Annotated in this window: 15 protein-coding genes; 9 read left to right on the plus strand and 6 right to left on the minus strand. The window is 61.4% G+C overall.

Annotated features, from left to right (window positions below; translation table 11 throughout):
• Positions 1 to 3: 3 nt before the first annotated feature.
• Together AAGS40_RS14075 and AAGS40_RS14080 are read right to left on the minus strand one after the other, a co-directional pair.
• Entirely contained in the window at positions 4 to 2286 is a 2283-nt protein-coding gene (locus AAGS40_RS14075) for an NADP-dependent malic enzyme (RefSeq protein WP_345812068.1), read from the minus strand.
• Between the two features lie 359 nt (positions 2287 to 2645).
• Entirely contained in the window at positions 2646 to 3878 is a 1233-nt protein-coding gene (locus AAGS40_RS14080) for an MFS transporter (RefSeq protein ID WP_345812069.1), read from the minus strand.
• 354 nt (positions 3879 to 4232) lie between these two features.
• Between AAGS40_RS14080 and AAGS40_RS14085 the strand changes: the two genes are divergently transcribed.
• On the plus strand, positions 4233 to 4919 hold the full coding sequence (locus AAGS40_RS14085) for an orotate phosphoribosyltransferase (protein ID WP_345812070.1): 687 nt from the start codon (positions 4233 to 4235) through the stop codon (positions 4917 to 4919).
• Between the two features lie 135 nt (positions 4920 to 5054).
• On the opposite strand, the gene AAGS40_RS14090 is transcribed toward AAGS40_RS14085, so the two are convergent.
• Positions 5055 to 5744: a response regulator gene (locus AAGS40_RS14090; protein ID WP_345812071.1), complete on the minus strand. Its 690-nt coding sequence runs from the start codon at positions 5742 to 5744 to the stop codon at positions 5055 to 5057.
• 261 nt (positions 5745 to 6005) lie between these two features.
• Between AAGS40_RS14090 and AAGS40_RS14095 the strand changes: the two genes are divergently transcribed.
• The 6 genes from AAGS40_RS14095 to AAGS40_RS14120 all read left to right on the plus strand — a co-directional run bounded on the left by AAGS40_RS14095 (position 6006) and on the right by AAGS40_RS14120 (position 12703).
• Complete coding sequence (locus AAGS40_RS14095) at positions 6006 to 6608, plus strand: YbhB/YbcL family Raf kinase inhibitor-like protein (RefSeq protein WP_345812072.1); 603 nt, start codon at positions 6006 to 6008, stop codon at positions 6606 to 6608.
• A 59-nt stretch (positions 6609 to 6667) separates the two neighbouring features.
• Positions 6668 to 7240, plus strand: coding sequence for a flavodoxin family protein (locus AAGS40_RS14100; protein WP_345812074.1), 573 nt, complete (start codon positions 6668 to 6670; stop codon positions 7238 to 7240).
• A gap of 200 nt (positions 7241 to 7440) precedes the next feature.
• A complete protein-coding gene (gene argC / locus AAGS40_RS14105; protein WP_345812075.1) occupies positions 7441 to 8388 on the plus strand; it encodes an N-acetyl-gamma-glutamyl-phosphate reductase in 948 nt (315 codons plus the stop codon).
• 501 nt (positions 8389 to 8889) lie between these two features.
• Entirely contained in the window at positions 8890 to 10314 is a 1425-nt protein-coding gene (locus AAGS40_RS14110) for a DUF2957 domain-containing protein (protein ID WP_345812076.1), read from the plus strand.
• A gap of 126 nt (positions 10315 to 10440) precedes the next feature.
• Positions 10441 to 11685: a DUF2957 domain-containing protein gene (locus AAGS40_RS14115; protein WP_345812077.1), complete on the plus strand. Its 1245-nt coding sequence runs from the start codon at positions 10441 to 10443 to the stop codon at positions 11683 to 11685.
• A 193-nt stretch (positions 11686 to 11878) separates the two neighbouring features.
• Entirely contained in the window at positions 11879 to 12703 is an 825-nt protein-coding gene (locus AAGS40_RS14120) for an OmpW family outer membrane protein (protein ID WP_345812078.1), read from the plus strand.
• Between the two features lie 335 nt (positions 12704 to 13038).
• Here the strand turns inward: AAGS40_RS14120 and AAGS40_RS14125 are convergent, their stop codons facing one another.
• Entirely contained in the window at positions 13039 to 13908 is an 870-nt protein-coding gene (locus tag AAGS40_RS14125; RefSeq protein WP_345812079.1) for an NAD(P)-dependent oxidoreductase, read from the minus strand.
• A 94-nt stretch (positions 13909 to 14002) separates the two neighbouring features.
• Here AAGS40_RS14125 and AAGS40_RS14130 point away from each other — a divergent pair, with 94 nt between their 5' ends.
• A complete protein-coding gene (locus AAGS40_RS14130; protein WP_345812080.1) occupies positions 14003 to 14758 on the plus strand; it encodes a Mut7-C RNAse domain-containing protein in 756 nt (251 codons plus the stop codon).
• 66 nt (positions 14759 to 14824) lie between these two features.
• The gene (locus tag AAGS40_RS14135) at positions 14825 to 15103 is read left to right on the plus strand and encodes a hypothetical protein (RefSeq protein ID WP_345812081.1); all 279 of its coding nucleotides are present in this window, start codon (positions 14825 to 14827) and stop codon (positions 15101 to 15103) included.
• A gap of 190 nt (positions 15104 to 15293) precedes the next feature.
• On the opposite strand, the gene AAGS40_RS14140 is transcribed toward AAGS40_RS14135, so the two are convergent.
• On the minus strand, positions 15294 to 15500 hold the full coding sequence (locus tag AAGS40_RS14140; protein ID WP_345812082.1) for a hypothetical protein: 207 nt from the start codon (positions 15498 to 15500) through the stop codon (positions 15294 to 15296).
• 295 nt (positions 15501 to 15795) lie between these two features.
• Entirely contained in the window at positions 15796 to 16047 is a 252-nt protein-coding gene (locus AAGS40_RS14145) for a hypothetical protein (protein ID WP_345812083.1), read from the minus strand.
• Positions 16048 to 16507 lie beyond the last annotated feature (460 nt).

The following is a 16507-nucleotide window of genomic DNA, read 5'->3' on the forward strand; positions in this document are numbered from 1 at the left end:
ACCTTACTGCGCGCTGCTACGCTGACGCGCGTTGGCCGACGCAATCGCCGTCATGTTGATGATCCGGCGAACCGTGGCGGCCGGCGTCAGAATGTGCACCGGCTTTTCAGCGCCGAGCAGGATCGGGCCCACCGTCACGCCTTCGCCACCGATCATCTTCAGCAGGTTGTACGTGATGTTCGCCGCTTCCACGTTCGGCATGATGAGCAGATTGGCTTCGCCGGTCAACGTCGAGCCGGGGAACGCCGCCTTGCGCACAGCTTCCGACAGTGCCGCGTCGCCGTGCATTTCACCGTCGATCTCAAGCGTAGGCGCACGCTCGGCGATCAGCTTGCGAGCCGCCGCCATGCGTTGCGACGATGCAGAAGGCGCGCTGCCGAAGTTCGAGTTCGACAGCAACGCCACCTTCGGCGTCATGCCGAACTTCTCGATTTCGCGCGAAGCCAGCATGGTCATGTCGGCGAGTTGCTCGGGAGTCGGCGTTTCGTTCACGTACGTATCGCAGATGAACAGGTTGCGGCCCGGCAGCATCAGCAGGTTCATCGCGGCAAAGTTCTGCACGTTGTCCGCCTTGCCCAACACCTGTTCGATGAACTTCAGGTGCGTATGGTACTGGCCGATCATCCCGCATATCATGCCGTCCGCTTCGCCCAGGCGCACGAGGATCGCGCCGATCAGCGTGTTGAACTTGCGCATGGCCGCCTTGGCGACATCCGGCGTCACGCCTTCCCGCGCGCCGAGCTCGTGGTATGCCTGCCAGCTCTGCTGGTAGCGCGGGTCGTCTTCCGGATCGACGATCTCCACGTCTACGCCGCATTTAAGCTTTGATCCCATCTTCTTCAGACGCATCTCGATCACAGACGGACGGCCGACCAGAATCGGCTTCGCCATCTTTTCGAGCAGGACGAATTGCGCGGCGCGCAGCACGCGCTCGTCTTCACCTTCGGCGAACACAATGCGCGCCGGTTCCGACTTGGCCGCCGCGAACACCGGGCGCATCACCATGCCCGTGCGATAAACCGTGGTGCCGAGTTCTTCTCGGTACGCATCCATGTCCTGGATCGGGCGCGTGGCGACGCCCGAGTCCATTGCCGCTTGCGCGACTGCCGGCGCGATCTTGATGATGAGGCGCGGATCGAACGGCTTCGGAATCAGATACTCCGGGCCGAATTCGAGCGAGTGACCTTCGTAGGCCTTGGCGACCTCGTCGCCCTGATCGGTTTCTTCGGCCAGCTCGGCGATCGCGCGCACGCACGCAAGCTTCATTTCTTCCGTGATCGTGGTTGCACCGACATCCAGCGCGCCGCGGAAAATGAACGGGAAGCACAGCACGTTATTGACCTGGTTCGGATAGTCCGAACGGCCGGTTGCGATGATGCAGTCCGGGCGCACTTTCCTGGCGTCTTCCGGACGGATCTCCGGCTCCGGATTGGCCAGCGCGAGGATCAGCGGCTGGGTGCCCATCTCGGCGACCATTTCCGGCTTCAGCACGCCGGCGCTCGAACAGCCGAGGAACACATCGGCGCCGCGAATCGCATCGGCGAGCGAGCGTGCTTCGGTGTTCGCCGCGTAACGTTCCTTTGATGGATCCAGGTTACCGCGTCCTTCGTAGATCACGCCTTTCGAGTCGGTGACGAGAATGTTCTTCTTCGACAGCCCCAGATTCACCAGCAGGTCGAGGCAGGCAATTGCCGCCGCGCCCGCGCCGGAGCAGACCAGCTTCACTTCGTCGAGCTTCTTGCCGACCACTTTGAGGCCGTTCAGAATTGCCGCCGACGCGATGATCGCCGTGCCATGCTGATCGTCGTGGAAGACCGGAATCTTCATGCGCTCGCGCAGCTTCTTTTCAATATAGAAGCATTCCGGCGCCTTGATGTCTTCGAGGTTGATACCGCCGAGCGTGGGCTCGAGCATCGCAATGGCTTCGACCAGTTTGTCCGGATCCGACTCGGACAGCTCGATATCGAACACGTCGATGCCTGCGAACTTCTTGAACAGACAACCCTTGCCTTCCATCACCGGCTTCGCAGCGAGCGGGCCAATGTTGCCGAGACCCAGCACCGCGGTGCCATTCGTGATCACGCCGACCAGGTTGCCGCGCGAAGTGTATTTCTGCGCGTCGAGCGGTTCGTCGTAAATGGCCATGCAGGCAGCGGCGACGCCCGGCGAGTACGCCAACGAGAGGTCGAGCTGGTTCGACAGCGGTTTGGTCGGCGTGACCGAAATCTTGCCGGGTTTTGGATTCTGATGGTATGCGAGAGCGCTTTGCTTGAGTTGTTCGTCCATTTTTTGGCCTGCGAGACGTAAGTAATGGGGCCGCGCACCCTGCGCCGTAGCGCCGCTTGCATCGATCGGATGGATAGTCGACCGGGGCGGTTTTCGCGTGCGCCGGTTGGGCGTGGCGTCGAACCTCGGCGGGACCAGGACAGTGCGGAGTGCTTCGCGGGTCGGTTAGTGTACACCCCGAATGCATGGGTGCACTGAGTGGTTAACCATGCTCACCATCCGCGAGACAAGGGGCAAAAATGCTGCAGCGCGGCATGTCGTGGGCGTGTGCCGACGTTCTGCCATTCCTCTCATCGACGCCATTGACCCTGTTGGTACGCGCGCCTGCTGTCATCCGCTCACGTCAGCTTACGTCACGCTCACTCCAGCTCAACGCCACGGCGCTCGGAGATCAGAAACAGCGTAGCCAGGATATCGAGCAGATAGATCGACGCGAGCAGGCCAAGCGCCGCGCCGAATGAATAACGCGCGGCCAGCGCACCCACCACGACCGGTCCAAAGCCGCCGACCGCGCGGCCCACGTTGAACAGCACGTTCTGAGCGGTAGCGCGCGCCTCGGTGGGGAACAGTTCGGAAATCAGCGCACCATATCCGCCGATCATTCCATTGACGAACACACCCATCGCCGCGCCGCCGACAAGCAGCGCAACCGGCGTGGTGAGATGCGCGTAGACGAAGACCATCACCACGGCGCCCGCCTGGTAGACGAGGAACGTGGGCTTGCGGCCGAAGCGATCCGCTGCGGCGCCGAATAACCAGATGCCGCACGCCATGCCGAGCACCGTCACTGCCGTCCAGAGGCCCGAGCGGGTCAGCGAATAGCCGAACGTTTTCGACAGATAGCTCGGCAGCCAGATCATCAGCCCGTAATAACCGAAGTTCTGCACCGAGCACAGAATCGCGACGCCGATGCTGGCGCGAGTCGTACGACCGTTGGCAAACAGTAATGTCAGTGGCAGCTTGCGCTTGCCGCGCGTTACACGCCCGGTGAACAACGCCGGCTCGTCGACGCGGCGTCGCACGAAAAACGACACGACCGCCGGCAGCAAGCCGAGCGCGAACATGCCGCGCCAGCCGATCAGCGGCAACAGCAACGGTGTGAGCAGCGCCGCCGCCAGCACGCCGAGCTGCCAGCCAAGTCCAACATACGACGAGACCCGCGCCCGCTGCGACGCCGGCCACGCTTCCGCCACCAGCGTCATGCCAATGCCGAATTCGCCGCCAAGGCCTATCCCTGCCATGGTCCGGTAGGCGAGCAGATCGGTATAGCCTTGCGCCAACGCACACAGACCCGTGAACACGGCGAAGATCAGGATCGTCCATGTGAGCATTCGCACGCGGCCAAAGTAGTCGCTCAGCACGCCGAAGATCACACCGCCCGCCACCGCGCCGACCAGCGTCCACGTGACGAGCGAGCCGGCCTGCGCCGAACTCAGGTGCAGGTCGGCGGCAATGACGGGCAGCATGAAACCGAGGATGAGCAGGTCGAAGCCGTCCATCGCATAACCGAGTACCGATGCAACCAGCGCGCGACCCGCATAGCCGTTCTTTGAGGACGTATCGGTTCCAGTTGATGAAGAAGCGGCGGTCATAGAAAGCGTTCCATGGGGAGAAGGACGGCGGCGATAGCGCAGACACGAGAAATTCGCGTGAGTGTAAAGGCGGCTCATGTGGCTCACAAGCTGGCCAAAAAGCATAGGAGACAGGCGTCGCGCCGCTCGTCGTCGAGCGGCGCGATGCACGGCCGCCTCCTCGGAAAGGTCTGAATCGGGTAAAATGTCGGCCTACTCGCGCAGCAAAAGTCGGCCTGCAACTCGCAGACTGGCCGCGTATCGGCTCTTAAGGGCGTGCCGCCAGGCGCCGCCCAACGGGGCGCGACATACCTCACTTGCTGCGCCACCGGGCCGCGCGCCCGCTTCTCCCCGCTCACACCCAAGGATGCGCCCATGACAGGCTTCGATCGCCAGACGATCTCCGACACGACCGCCAAGATGCTGCTGGAAGTTCAGGCAGTGCACTTCAACGCGGAGAAACCGTACATTTTTACGTCCGGCTGGGCGAGCCCGGTTTATATTGACTGCCGCAAGCTGATCTCGTATCCGCGCGTGCGCCGTGGTTTGATGGAAATGGCCGAGACCACCATTCTGCGCGACGTCGGCTATGAGCAGATCGACGCGGTGGCGGGCGGCGAAACCGCCGGCATTCCGTTCGCGGCGTGGCTCTCCGACCGCCTGATGGTGCCCATGCAATACGTGCGCAAGAAGCCGAAGGGTTTCGGCCGTAACGCGCAGATCGAAGGCTTGCTGACCGAAGGTCAGCGCGTGCTGCTGGTCGAAGACCTGACCACCGACAGCCGCAGCAAGATCAATTTCATCAACGCACTGCGCACCGCCGGCGCCACGGTGAATCACTGCTTCGTGCTGTTCCACTACAACATCTTCAAGGAAAGCGTGTCCGTGCTGAAGGACATCGACGTCGATCTGCACGCGCTCGCCACGTGGTGGGACGTGCTGCGCGTCGCGAAGGAAAACCAGTACTTCGACACGAAAACGCTCGACGAAGTGGAGAAATTTCTGCACGCACCGGCTGAATGGTCGGCGGCGCACGGTGGCGCGACCTCCACGCCGCAGTAACGTATGTCGTTGCTTCAGGCCGCGGCATTGAGCGTCAAGCAGCAACGCAGCGGTCGGTAAAGCTCACATGCAAAGGCCGCCTGTCTTATCGACAGGCGGCCTTCTCTTTTTTACCCCTACCTCACGCACGCCCGATCAGGAAGCGTTGCCCGGATCTTCCGTTGAATTCGACGACAGATTCAGCAAGCCATTGCTCTGCGCGTATTGAAACAGTTCCGAATCGCGATCGATACCAAGCTTGCGCATCGCCGTATTTTTTTGCGTGCTAATCGTCTTGATGCTGCGATTGAGCTGTTCGGAAATTTCCTTGATCGTCATGCCGGACACGAAGAGCCGCACCACTTCCAGTTCTCGCCGCGACAACATGACTTCGTCGTTTTTGCCTCCGGCATTCATGCGCAACGCATCGAGCGACGACTTGACGGACGGGCTCATATATTCGAGATTGCGGCTGACGTGCTGCACGGCGAGCCCAATATGGCTCAGATCGTCCGACTTGTTCACGACCGAAGTCACGCCAAGCTCGCTTAGCCGCTTGAGTAGCGCGGCGTTCTCCAGCATTGTCAGAACGACGATGGGAAGCTTGGGAAAATTGCGGCGCAAATAGCCGATGAGTGGCAAACCGTCGCCGTACTGGCCGCCAGGCATGGCCAGATCGGTGACGAGCACGTCGCACGCGACCGTCTGCAACACCTTGATCAACTCGGTGGACTGCCGTGCACGTGCGACAACTTGCAGACCGGGAAACTTCAGCAACGCCTGTTCGGCACCAAACAGAATGACTGGGTGGTCGTCCGCTACCACGACCCTGACTGGATCTTGCATCGCCCTGCCCCCTACAGATAAAACCCTCTCCAAGACTTCTGTCATGCGTTTTTTTTGATCGTTATTGAACTAAGGGAGCATGGCCATTCTTGCGCCAAAATTCCTCTGACTATAGCCGATTCGCCCTCGCAAAATCCGGTGGGAAACAACAATATGCATCGTAGAGCTAATGTTAGACTTTGATTCGAGCTTGGGGCACCAAAAAGGGACAATAATCTTCGTGGGGCCAAAGGCCTCACGCCCTCACAGGAGAACCGGCACATGCGCCTGCGTTGCCTGGTTGTTTCGATGGTTTCGCCGTTCCGCCACCTGCCTTCCTTTCTATGCGCGATGTCAGGTCTCGCCTGGTTGGCTCTGTTCGCCCCTTACGCTTCGGCGCAGGGCACGTTCTCCCTGAAGAGCACCAGCTTCCACGCCGGCAACACCGTGCAAGCCGCGCAGGTCTTCAATCAGGACGACTGCCAGGGCGGCAACCGCTCTCCGCAATTGAGTTGGCACGACGCGCCGTCCGGCACCCGCAGCTTCGCGATTACCATATTCGACGAAGACGCGCCTGGCCGGGGCTGGTGGCACTGGGCGGTCGCCGGCATTCCGGCCACGGTCGACAGCGTGCCAGAAAACGCGAGCTTTTCGGGCTATCTGAAAAAAGTTGGTGCCGTCGAGGCGCGCAATGACTTCGACGTCGACGGCTACGGCGGCCCATGCCCGCCGCCGGGCAAGCCTCACCGCTATGTCATCACGGTCTACGCGCTGAACACCGCCGATCTGCGTCTCGCACAGGGCCGCCCCGCGCTGATGTTCGATCATGAGATCAGCACTGCGACACTCGGCAGCGCGCGGCTGGTGGTCAGTTACGGAAGATAATCGCGCCCGCACCTTGCCTTGCCTCGATTCGAAACCCGTTCACCTTGTTGGAGATCGTCATGTCCAGGATTGTCATCGTTTTTCATAGCGGTTATGGCCACACGAAGAAAGCCGCCGAAGCCGTGCTGGCCGGCATCCTTGAAGCCGGCGCCGAAGGAAAGCTCATGCCCGTCGGCGATATCGACGAGGCAGCCTGGACCGAACTCGCCGCCGCCGACGCGATCATTTTCGGCGCGCCGACCTACATGGGCGGCCCGTCCGCCGACTTCAAGAAGTTCGCGGACGCCAGCTCGAAAGCCTGGTTCGGGCAACTGTGGAAAGACAAGATCGCGGCCGGCTTTACGAACTCGGCCACGATGAACGGCGACAAATTCTCGACAATCCAGTATTTCGTCACGCTGGCCATGCAACACAGCATGATCTGGGCGGGCACCGGCATGATGCCGTCGAACACCAAGGCGGCTACGCGCAACGACCTGAACTATGTCGGCGGCTTTACCGGCCTGCTCACCCAGTCGCCCGCGGATGCTTCGCCCGAAGAAGCACCGCCTGCAGGCGACCTGGAGACGGCGCGAATGTTCGGCGTGCGAATCGCCGGCGTCACCGCGCGCTGGCTCGCCGGCGCGCAATAGCAACGCGGGGCGCCCACACGGGGCGCATCGCGCTTCGTGCGGCAACGGCATGCATCTGCCGCTCAAAAGGTCACGCCGATGTCACTTTCGGCGCGCATCGTCGTTTTTTTACCCTGTTTTGCACGCCTGCCGCCGTGACGTCTTAAAATGACGTTCCGGCGCAGCCTCGCGCCCCGTTTCCAGCAGCCAGTGAGATCGAAATGAGCACGAAAGTTTTTGTCGACGGACAGGAAGGCACGACCGGCCTGAAGATTTTTGAATACCTGTCGCAACGCGCCGATGTGGAGATCCTGCGTATCGGAGAAGCGAAGCGCAAAGACCTCGAAGAGCGCCGTCGTCTCATCAATGCTTCGGACGTGACGTTCCTGTGCCTGCCCGACGTTGCGTCGCGCGAATCGGCCTCGCTGGTGGAAAACGATCGCACCGTGCTGATCGATGCGAGCACCGCGTTCCGCACGTCCGCCGACTGGGCGTATGGACTGCCCGAGCTGGCCCGTTCGCAACGCGAGCGTCTGCGCACGGCAAAGCGCATTGCCGTGCCGGGCTGTCACGCGTCGGCGTTCGTGCTCGCCATGCGTCCGCTCGTCGAAGCGGGTGTGGTGGCGCCGCAATTCGCGGCGCACGCGTATTCGATCACCGGCTATAGCGGCGGCGGCAAGAAAATGATTGCCGAGTACGAAGCCGGCGGTGACGACAAGCTCAAGAGCCCGCGGCCTTACGCGCTCGGTCTCACGCACAAGCATTTGCCGGAAATGGCTGCGCACACCGGGCTGAAGTCGGCGCCGATCTTCACGCCGATCGTCGGCGACTTCTACAAGGGTCTCGCGGTCACCACGTTCTTCTCGCCAAACCAGCTTGCCAAGAAGGCAACGCCGCAGGACGTGCAGGCGCTCTTTGCCGAGTACTACGCCGGCGAGGCGTTCGTGCACGTCGCACCGTTTAACGCCGAGGCGAATCTCGACAGCGGTTTCTTCGACGTGCAAGCGAATAACGACACCAACCGCGTCGACCTGTTCGTGTTCGGCAACGAAGAGCGTTTCGTGACAGTCGCTCGGCTCGACAATCTGGGCAAGGGCGCATCGGGCGCGGCCATTCAGTGCATGAACCTCGCGATCGGCGCCAAGGAGGAATCCGGCTTGAAACGCTAACGCTGGCGCTGACTTCGCTTCACCACAATGTCGATCTGATTCGTCGCGATACACCAAAAGCCGGTCACAACAGACCGGCTTTTTTTCGTTCAAAAATTCCCCGCTATTCAATTACTGCCGTTAATCAGTAGTAGCCCGCATTACTTAAAAAACCGGAATAAGATCGTTCTTCCATTTTCCGGTAATTCATGCCATCCATTTCTCTGCTACGCAGAGTTTTCCGCCTGGGGAAATTCCGGATTTTTTTGCGAACGATCGTTCGAAGATGATAGAGCCGTTTTGCTGCAAGGCTTGGCTGGCATGCGTGTGCGGCATAGCAACTTCGGCGCGTGCAGAACGCAAAAATCCTTTTTTGTTTAAAAGGGCTGTTAGCGCCCGCGTAGTGCGCATACGAAGAAATGAGCGCTGTTTGAATCGGTCTTTTTAGACGGCTTATTCGATTGACAGGCAATAAACACAAAGCGAAATTAGCTCGCACAATTACATGAGGGAGACAGACGCATGTCGCACGCCATTATTCGAGGCATGGCGCTAGCCATTGCCGCGGCCCCATTCCTTATCGCTTGCGGCGGCGGCAAGGCCGACAATCCGGGCCCGGTCAACGCGCCGCAATGCTCGGGCGCGAGTTGTGGTGTTCAGGGAGCGCCGCCAACCGGCGCGAGCGCTGCGGCGCTCTGTCCGGCCACGGCTGATATCGTCAAGAGCACTTATCTTGGCGGGGCGGGTAGTGGCGAAGTGGTTCAGCTGAACATCGACGCGACCGCGATGACCTACACGCTGAAGTGGATCAAATCGCCCATCCCACTGATCCACGCGGACGTTACCGTGACCCGCGAGGGCACGCAGATTACCGGCGCGGTGATCCATCCGCCGACTGGCACATTGCCCACTGCCGAACAGACCCGCTGCGCGTTCATTCTGGGCAAGGGGACGGGCACCGCGTCGAACGGCACAACGTACACAACGGCAGACTTCGTCAACAACCCCAATCCGCCGATGGTCCTCGTGGGTCTCGGCGTGGCGGGCGGCGGCATTCCTGGCGCCGATGTCGAATACGACGGTCTGACCATCCTGCCAGTGCCGGGGCTGGAAAACATCGGCGCGGTGCCCGCGCGCCATTTCGACTTCTATCCGTTCCTTGGCTTTGCCAGCACGTCGACGGACCTCACCAGGCTTGCAGGCACGTATAACGGCTTGCTGTATCACCTCGTGCCGTCGGGCGCTTACGCCGCCACGTCGACGAACACGGTGGAGACATTCGACGCCAGTGGCAACTGCACAGGTTCCAACCCGAGCAACAGTGCGTTCACGCCGAGTTCGAGCGGCTGCCTGACGACCGGCACCGCCTGGACGCTCAACAGTGGTGGCTACTTCGACAGTCAGAACGCGCCGCAAATCAGCACGCAACTCACACTGCCCAGCGGCAAGAGCGGCCCTGTCGCACAAGCTCACATGATTCTCGGGCAGATCAACGGTGCAACGGTGCCGCTCGTGATCCGCACCGGTTCGGTCAACCTCGGCACCGCGCCATTGCATCTCGACGCGAAAGTGGACGACGAATCCGGCATCGCGATGCTCGCCGCGGCTACGCCGCTGGCATCGGGCGGTTTCAACGGCGGCTACGTGGGCGCGGATTCGAATTTCCGGTATACCGCCACGCTGATCCAGGGACCGATAGGCACCTTCATCAACCCCACGACCTCCAACGCCGAAGACGGCTTCGGCCTCGGCTACGGCCTGCCGAGCCCCGGACTGATCGGCGTCCAGGATAAGGCAGGCAAAACCGGTTTCGCGATCGCATCCGGCGGCCTCTACGCGATCACGATCCAGGACTCGGTCAACGGCGGCGTCGCCACGACATCACAGCTGAACGGCTCGTCGGCAGGCGCCCCCTACTTCGGCATCGGAGCGCAAATCAGTCATTGACGCATTCCAAAAGGCGACGCAACTGAGGCCTTGCAAACGGCCCGTGCGCGGTTGCCGGACAAATCAAGCAAATGGTGGCCGGACCGGGAGCCGGCCACACACAACGAAAAATAATCTGGAGGCGGTATGAATCGGAAAGTCATTGCGGCGCTCGCTATTGCGGCGCCGTTACTGGGGGCATGCGGCGGTGGGGGTGGCGGCGATGGCCCGGTGACGGAGGTCCGTCTGTGCCCATCGTCACTCGACTACAACACGGTATTCACCGGCGGCGGCGGTGACGGTGAACTCGTCAAGCTGCAACTCGATACGACCAGGATGACCTGGCAGGTCAATTACGTCGAGTCGCCGATTCCGGCTACCACCGGCACGGTCGTGCCGACCCGCGCGGGCCAGACCGCAAGCGGCACGCTGACCCCGGAAACCCTTCTGCCGACCAACAAGCTGAACCAGTGCGCATTCCGTCTGAACGGCGCGAGCCTCGACCCCGCGCGTCCGGCGCGGATATTTGTCGGCGAAGGCGTGGCGGGCGGCACGATCCCGGGCGCCGAAATTTCGTTCGGCGGAATTCTCGGGGTGGGCGCAGTGCCGGATACCCGGTTCCCTTACTACCCGTTCATCGGCTTCTCGTCGATCGAAACGAATCTCGCCAACGTAGTCGGCACGTACAACCAGCTCGGCTATCACCAGGTGCCGTCGCAGAATTTCGCGCCGGTCGCGGTCGATTCGAAAATTACGATCAACGCGGACGGCACCTGGCAGGAGTGTGACAACTCGGGCGTGAACGCAGGCAAATGCCAGCAACCAGGTACGAACTTCACCCCGGCGGCCGACGGCAGCGGTGCGTTCCAGACCAACAACTTCCAGGGGCAGGCAAAGCCGACCCTCGCCTCTACGCCCGAAGCGCGCGGCTACATGATCGTCGGCAAGCTGCGTAATCAACTGGTGCCGATTCTGGTGCGAACTGGCGCGGCGAACTCGTCGATCACCACGCCGCAAAATGGCGCGCTCGGTCCTTACGCGGACGATGAATCGGGCATCTCGATTCTGTCGCCGCAAACCGCGATTGCCGTCAACTCGCAGAACGGTGAGTACATCGGTGTGGATAGCCAGTTCGACTATCGCACCACCGCGCTCGAAGGCACGCAGGCGACGTTGCTGGATCCGTTCAACGCGTCGCAGGCGTCGCTCGCGACCGCGCTGAACCTCGACTACACGCAAGCGGTGCCAGGCGTCGTGAAGACGACGCAAGTCGGCGCGCCGACCGGCACCACGCCGACCGGAAAAATGATCTTCACGGGCGGTGTGTTCGGCTATCTCGATCTGACGAACGCGGCGTCGCCGTACTTCACGATCGGTGCGTTCGTCCAGTGACGGGTCAGCTACGCGCCGCCATGGCGCAATGAGACCCACGCGTCGCGCGCTGCGTTGACAGCAGACGCGACGCGGCAGGCCGCACTTACCCAACACCTGGCGCAATGGCGCAAGGGCGGATCAGCCCACCGCCGTGGCTCACCGCGCGCCACGAGATAAAACGAGCGCACAGCGCGCCCTCAGGAGACGCAACATGAGAAGAATCTGTTTCGCGATACTGGCCGCGTGCCTGTCCGCCAGCGCGCACGCCCAGCATGCGGGCGACAACGTCGCCGTGCTCGGCTGGTTTCACGTGATGCCGCAGGATTCGAGCACGCCACTCACCACGAATGTCGCGCCGACGCCCATCAATACGCCGCTGCGTTTGCCGAGTTCGTTCACGTCGGCAGGCACGGGGTTGTCGACGAATAGCGCGAATACGGTGGGTCTCGTCTTTAGCCATTACGTGACGGACCATATTGCCGTGACGTCGGTAGCGGGCGTGCCACCGGTGTTCAAGATCTACGGCCACGGCACCATTCAGCCGCCGGGTCCGGCGGGCGCGCTCGGCCAGCAGGACCTAGGCGACCCGCAATCCAATCCGATCGTGAAGAGCGTGCGTCAGTGGAGCCCGGCACTGATCTTCCAGTACTACTTCAATGCGCCAACCGCGAAGTTCCGGCCATTCGTCGGCGTCGGCGTGTCATATAACTGGTTCTCCGACATTCAGCTCAGTCAGAACTTCGTCACGTCGACGCAGAACAATCTCGGCGCCGTGCTCGCCGCGGGCGCGGGCAAGCCGGGGCAAACGCAGGTGTCGGCGAAGGCGTCGTCATCATGGGCGCCGGTGTTCAACGCCGGGCTGTCGTACAACATCACGGACCATTGGGGCGTGGTGGCGTCGGTCACGTACATTCCGCTGAAGACGACCTCGTCGGTGATTATCAAGGCCGCGGACGGCACGGAGCTGGGCGTCTCCAAGGCCGAATTGAAAGCGGACCCTATCATCTCGTATCTCGCGGTCTCGTACCGATTCTGAGACGAAGGCCCGCGCGCTGGGGAAGGTGAAACACGACAGTGTGGCGGCCACCACGTAAAAGGGCGAGCGGGCTTTTTCTCGATGGCGGGAAGCGAAGACGCGCCGCGTCTGGAATGTGCGGGCAAAAAAAAGCCCGCCTAGCTCGGCGGGCTGAATCCATATCAGAGGAGACATGGAGGAGACAAGAACCACTATAGCAAAATCCTTGGTGCGTCGCAACATTCAAACTAGGGTTGACCCTCAATGTTGCAAAAAAACCACGCCGCACTTGCTGAAGCGCGGATCATTGGCTGGATAGCTCGTTGCGGCGGTTGCCTATCCACGAAACTTGCTGCTCAGCGGCCCGCTCGCCGCGCTGCGACCTGACCCAGTACAGCGAAGTCTTTCTCGCCATCACCGTGCGCGACCGCTTCGATCAGGCTGTCGCGCACGACACTCGCAATCGGCAATGGCGTGGTGACGGCGTCGGCGGCAGCCAGTGCAAGACGCACGTCTTTCAGACCGAGACGCGCCTTGAACAGCGCCGGCTCGTAGCGTTGCTCCGCGATCATCTTGCCGTAGCCCGAATAGACCGGCCCCGGGAATAGTCCGCTCGTGATGACATCGAGAAAATCCTGCATGCCGACACCATGACCTGACACGAGTGTCGACGCCTCGCCCAGCGTTTCCACCGCGGCGGCCAGCATGAAGTTCGCGGCCAGTTTCATCACGTTCGCCTGCTGCGGCAGCGAACCAATCCGCCACGTTTTCTGGCCGATCGCGTCGAAAATCGGCTGCACGAGATCGATCGACTCCGCCGGACCGCCGGCTACCACCGTCAGCTTGCCCGCGGCCGCCACGTCCGGCCGGCCGAGTACTGGCGCCGCGACGTAATGCACCCCGCGCGATGCATGCGCCGTCGCGAGTTCTTCGGCCAGGGCCACGGAGATCGTCGCCATGTTGACGTGCACGAGGCCGCGCGGTGCGTGCTCCAGCAGTTCCGCCGTGACGACGTCGCGCAACGCGGCATCGTCGGCGAGCATGGAGAACACGGCGTCGCCCGCGAACGCTTCGGCCGGCGTGGCGACGATTCGCGCCCCCGCGTTGGCGAGCGGCTGTGCACGCTCCGGCGAGCGGTTCCACACGCGCACCTGGTGTCCGGCTTTCAGAATGTTTGCCACCATCGCCGCGCCCATCTCGCCGAGACCAATAAAACCGATGTCCATCTGTCGCTCCATCTTCTAAAGAACTGGAAGTAAAGCACACCCATGCGACACCTGCAGGACAACGCGCAGTGAAGTCCAGTGCGATACTGCAGGTATGGTGACCGCGACCTTCCGCTTCTACGAGGAGCTGAACGATTTCCTCGCCCGCCCGCTGCGCCGGCGCACGTTCAGCTACGCCTGCGCGCGCGGCGCCACCACGAAACATATGATCGAAGTGCTCGGCGTGCCGCACACCGAAGTCGAGCTGATTCTCGTGAACGACGAATCAGTCGGCTTCGATCATCTTCTGGCCGATGGCGACCGCATCGCCGTCTATCCGACATTCGAAGCGCTCGACATCCAGCCATTATTACGCGTACGCGAGCGGCCGTTGCGCACGGTGCGTTTCATCGCCGACGCCCATCTCGGCGGACTCGCGCCGCTGCTGCGTCTCGCGGGCTTCGACACGCTTTATGACAATCACTATCCCGACGCGGACATCGAAGCACTTGCAGCCGTCGAGCAGCGCGTCGTCCTGACGCGCGACCGCGAGCTGCTGAAACGGCGCAATATCACGCATGGTTGCTACGTGCGCGCGCTACGGCCGCGCGAACAGCTGCGCGAAGTATTCGAACGACTCGATCTGGCAGGCAGCGCGCAGCCGTTTCGTTTGTGCCTGATGTGCAATGCGCCCCTGCGGCGAATCGCGAAGGAAGAAGTCGGCGGCCGCGCGCCTGATGGCGTGCTTGAGCGGCATCATCTGTTCGTTACCTGCGATGTTTGCCGGCGCGTCTTCTGGGAAGGCACGCACTGGCAAAAAATGCGGGCGCTGATGGACAGTGTTGCGGCGTCGCGGGACGCGTCCACCTGAACTTCGCTTGAGCATGTCGCGCGGTGCGTACAATGCGGGATTATTTATCTGGCAGAGGCCTTCCGTATGGCGATGAAAAAAACCGACCTTGAAAAGAACAAGGCGCTCAAACTGAACAACGCGATGAAACTGACAAGTGCGGATCGCTTTGGCAAAGGTGCAATCGCCGAGCCGAAACTTGACCGCCGCGAGCAGCGCAAGCTCGACCAGGCGCAAGGCCTCGTTGCGTTTGCGTGCAAGTTGAATGGCGATCTGGTCGCCGAGTTGAAAGAACGCGCAGCGACGCATCCCGACGGCATGACCGGCTTGCTGAACGAAGTCATCAAGCGTGGCCTCGCAGGCTGACTGGGACCGCTGCGAACACTGGGCGCCGCCGCGGTTTGAGTGAGTGGCCGGCGCCGCAGATGCAGAAAGAATGCGAGGAGCAACGCAAAAAGGCCAGAGCAAGCTCTGGCCTTTTTGCTGGCATGGCGTTTCACCGAACCCGTGCAGCATTGCCCAGCTAGCGGCGCAATGCAGCTAGACGGACAACAGCTTAGTTCTGCGTGCCCTTGTCGTTCGTGCCAGCTGCCGAAGCTGCCGCAGCAACCGGAGCGCGCTTGCCGTGCGTCTTCAGCTTCTTGATGTGATGCTTCTTCGGTGCGCTAGCAGCAGCCGGAGCTGCGTCCGAAGCTTGTGCGAATGCCTGAACCGAAACCAGCGCGATCGATGCGGCTGCGAGCGAGACGATGACTTTTTTCATGTGTTGATCCCCAAACCTGAACGACTGAGTCAGTGTGAATGAAATAGCTGCACGGCGAAGCAGACAGGGCTTGAGGCGCCTTCCCGCTCCCCGCCGGAGAGTATTACCCAGCGTAGGCGGTTTGTCATGTCTAAAACTCGATATGTATTTTCCGGGAGACAGCTTTCTTTCGCGACGCTTTCGCTCGTTAAGCAATCCATATTAGGGAGATTACCTAGACGCTCTTTCTGCGCGATTTTTGCTGGTCCGCATGCGTGATTTTGCGCGGAAGACACTTGGACGGCACTGCGTGGCTTCATGCAGCACGAGGATGCGCATTCAAATGCGGTCGATCCGAAGTCGGCGGGAACACACACCAGCAGCCGTCGTCGTGGCGAAAGAAAAAGAGGCTGCGCGAGCCGGCGTCGTCGGCCGTCTCGACGCGGACGTAACGGCAGCCGCCGAGCCGCATTCGGCTGAATTCGGTAACGTGGACCGCAACCGCAGGCGACGGAGCAAGCCATTTCTCGACCAGAAAGCGCAGTGAATAATCACTCGCTGTTCTCATGATCCGCTCCGCACCGGCTTGTCCTGATGATTGTCCCGCACGGTTTCGCTACTTTCATTGTCCCGTTCGGAGTCTGCGTCGCTCTCCGCGCAAGCCAGCGCCATTGCGCGGTTGGTAGCGGCCGCACGCAGCGTCGTGCAATGCGTGGCGTGCCGGATGTCGGACAAAAGACGAACGAGTTGTCTTGCTGATCTGCGTTTCATACACCCCCCGCACTGCACCAGTAACTTCAGAAAGCACTTTAACTCTATGCCTGTATGGACCGTCGTTGAAAACTTTTTGACTAAATAGCAACAGTCGCGTTTGCAGTAAAGACGCGCAATCTTCGTACCGTCCGGTTTGCAGTGTGCGCGTTGCCAGAGCAGGCGTCTGTTCGCTTGCGAGCGCCTGGGCTGGAGATCGGTGTCGGAAGACGAAGAGAAGAACACGAAGCACAGGCAGTTATCCACAAATCTCTCTG

Source organism: Paraburkholderia sp. PREW-6R, from assembly GCF_039621805.1.
Taxonomy (GTDB): domain Bacteria; phylum Pseudomonadota; class Gammaproteobacteria; order Burkholderiales; family Burkholderiaceae; genus Paraburkholderia.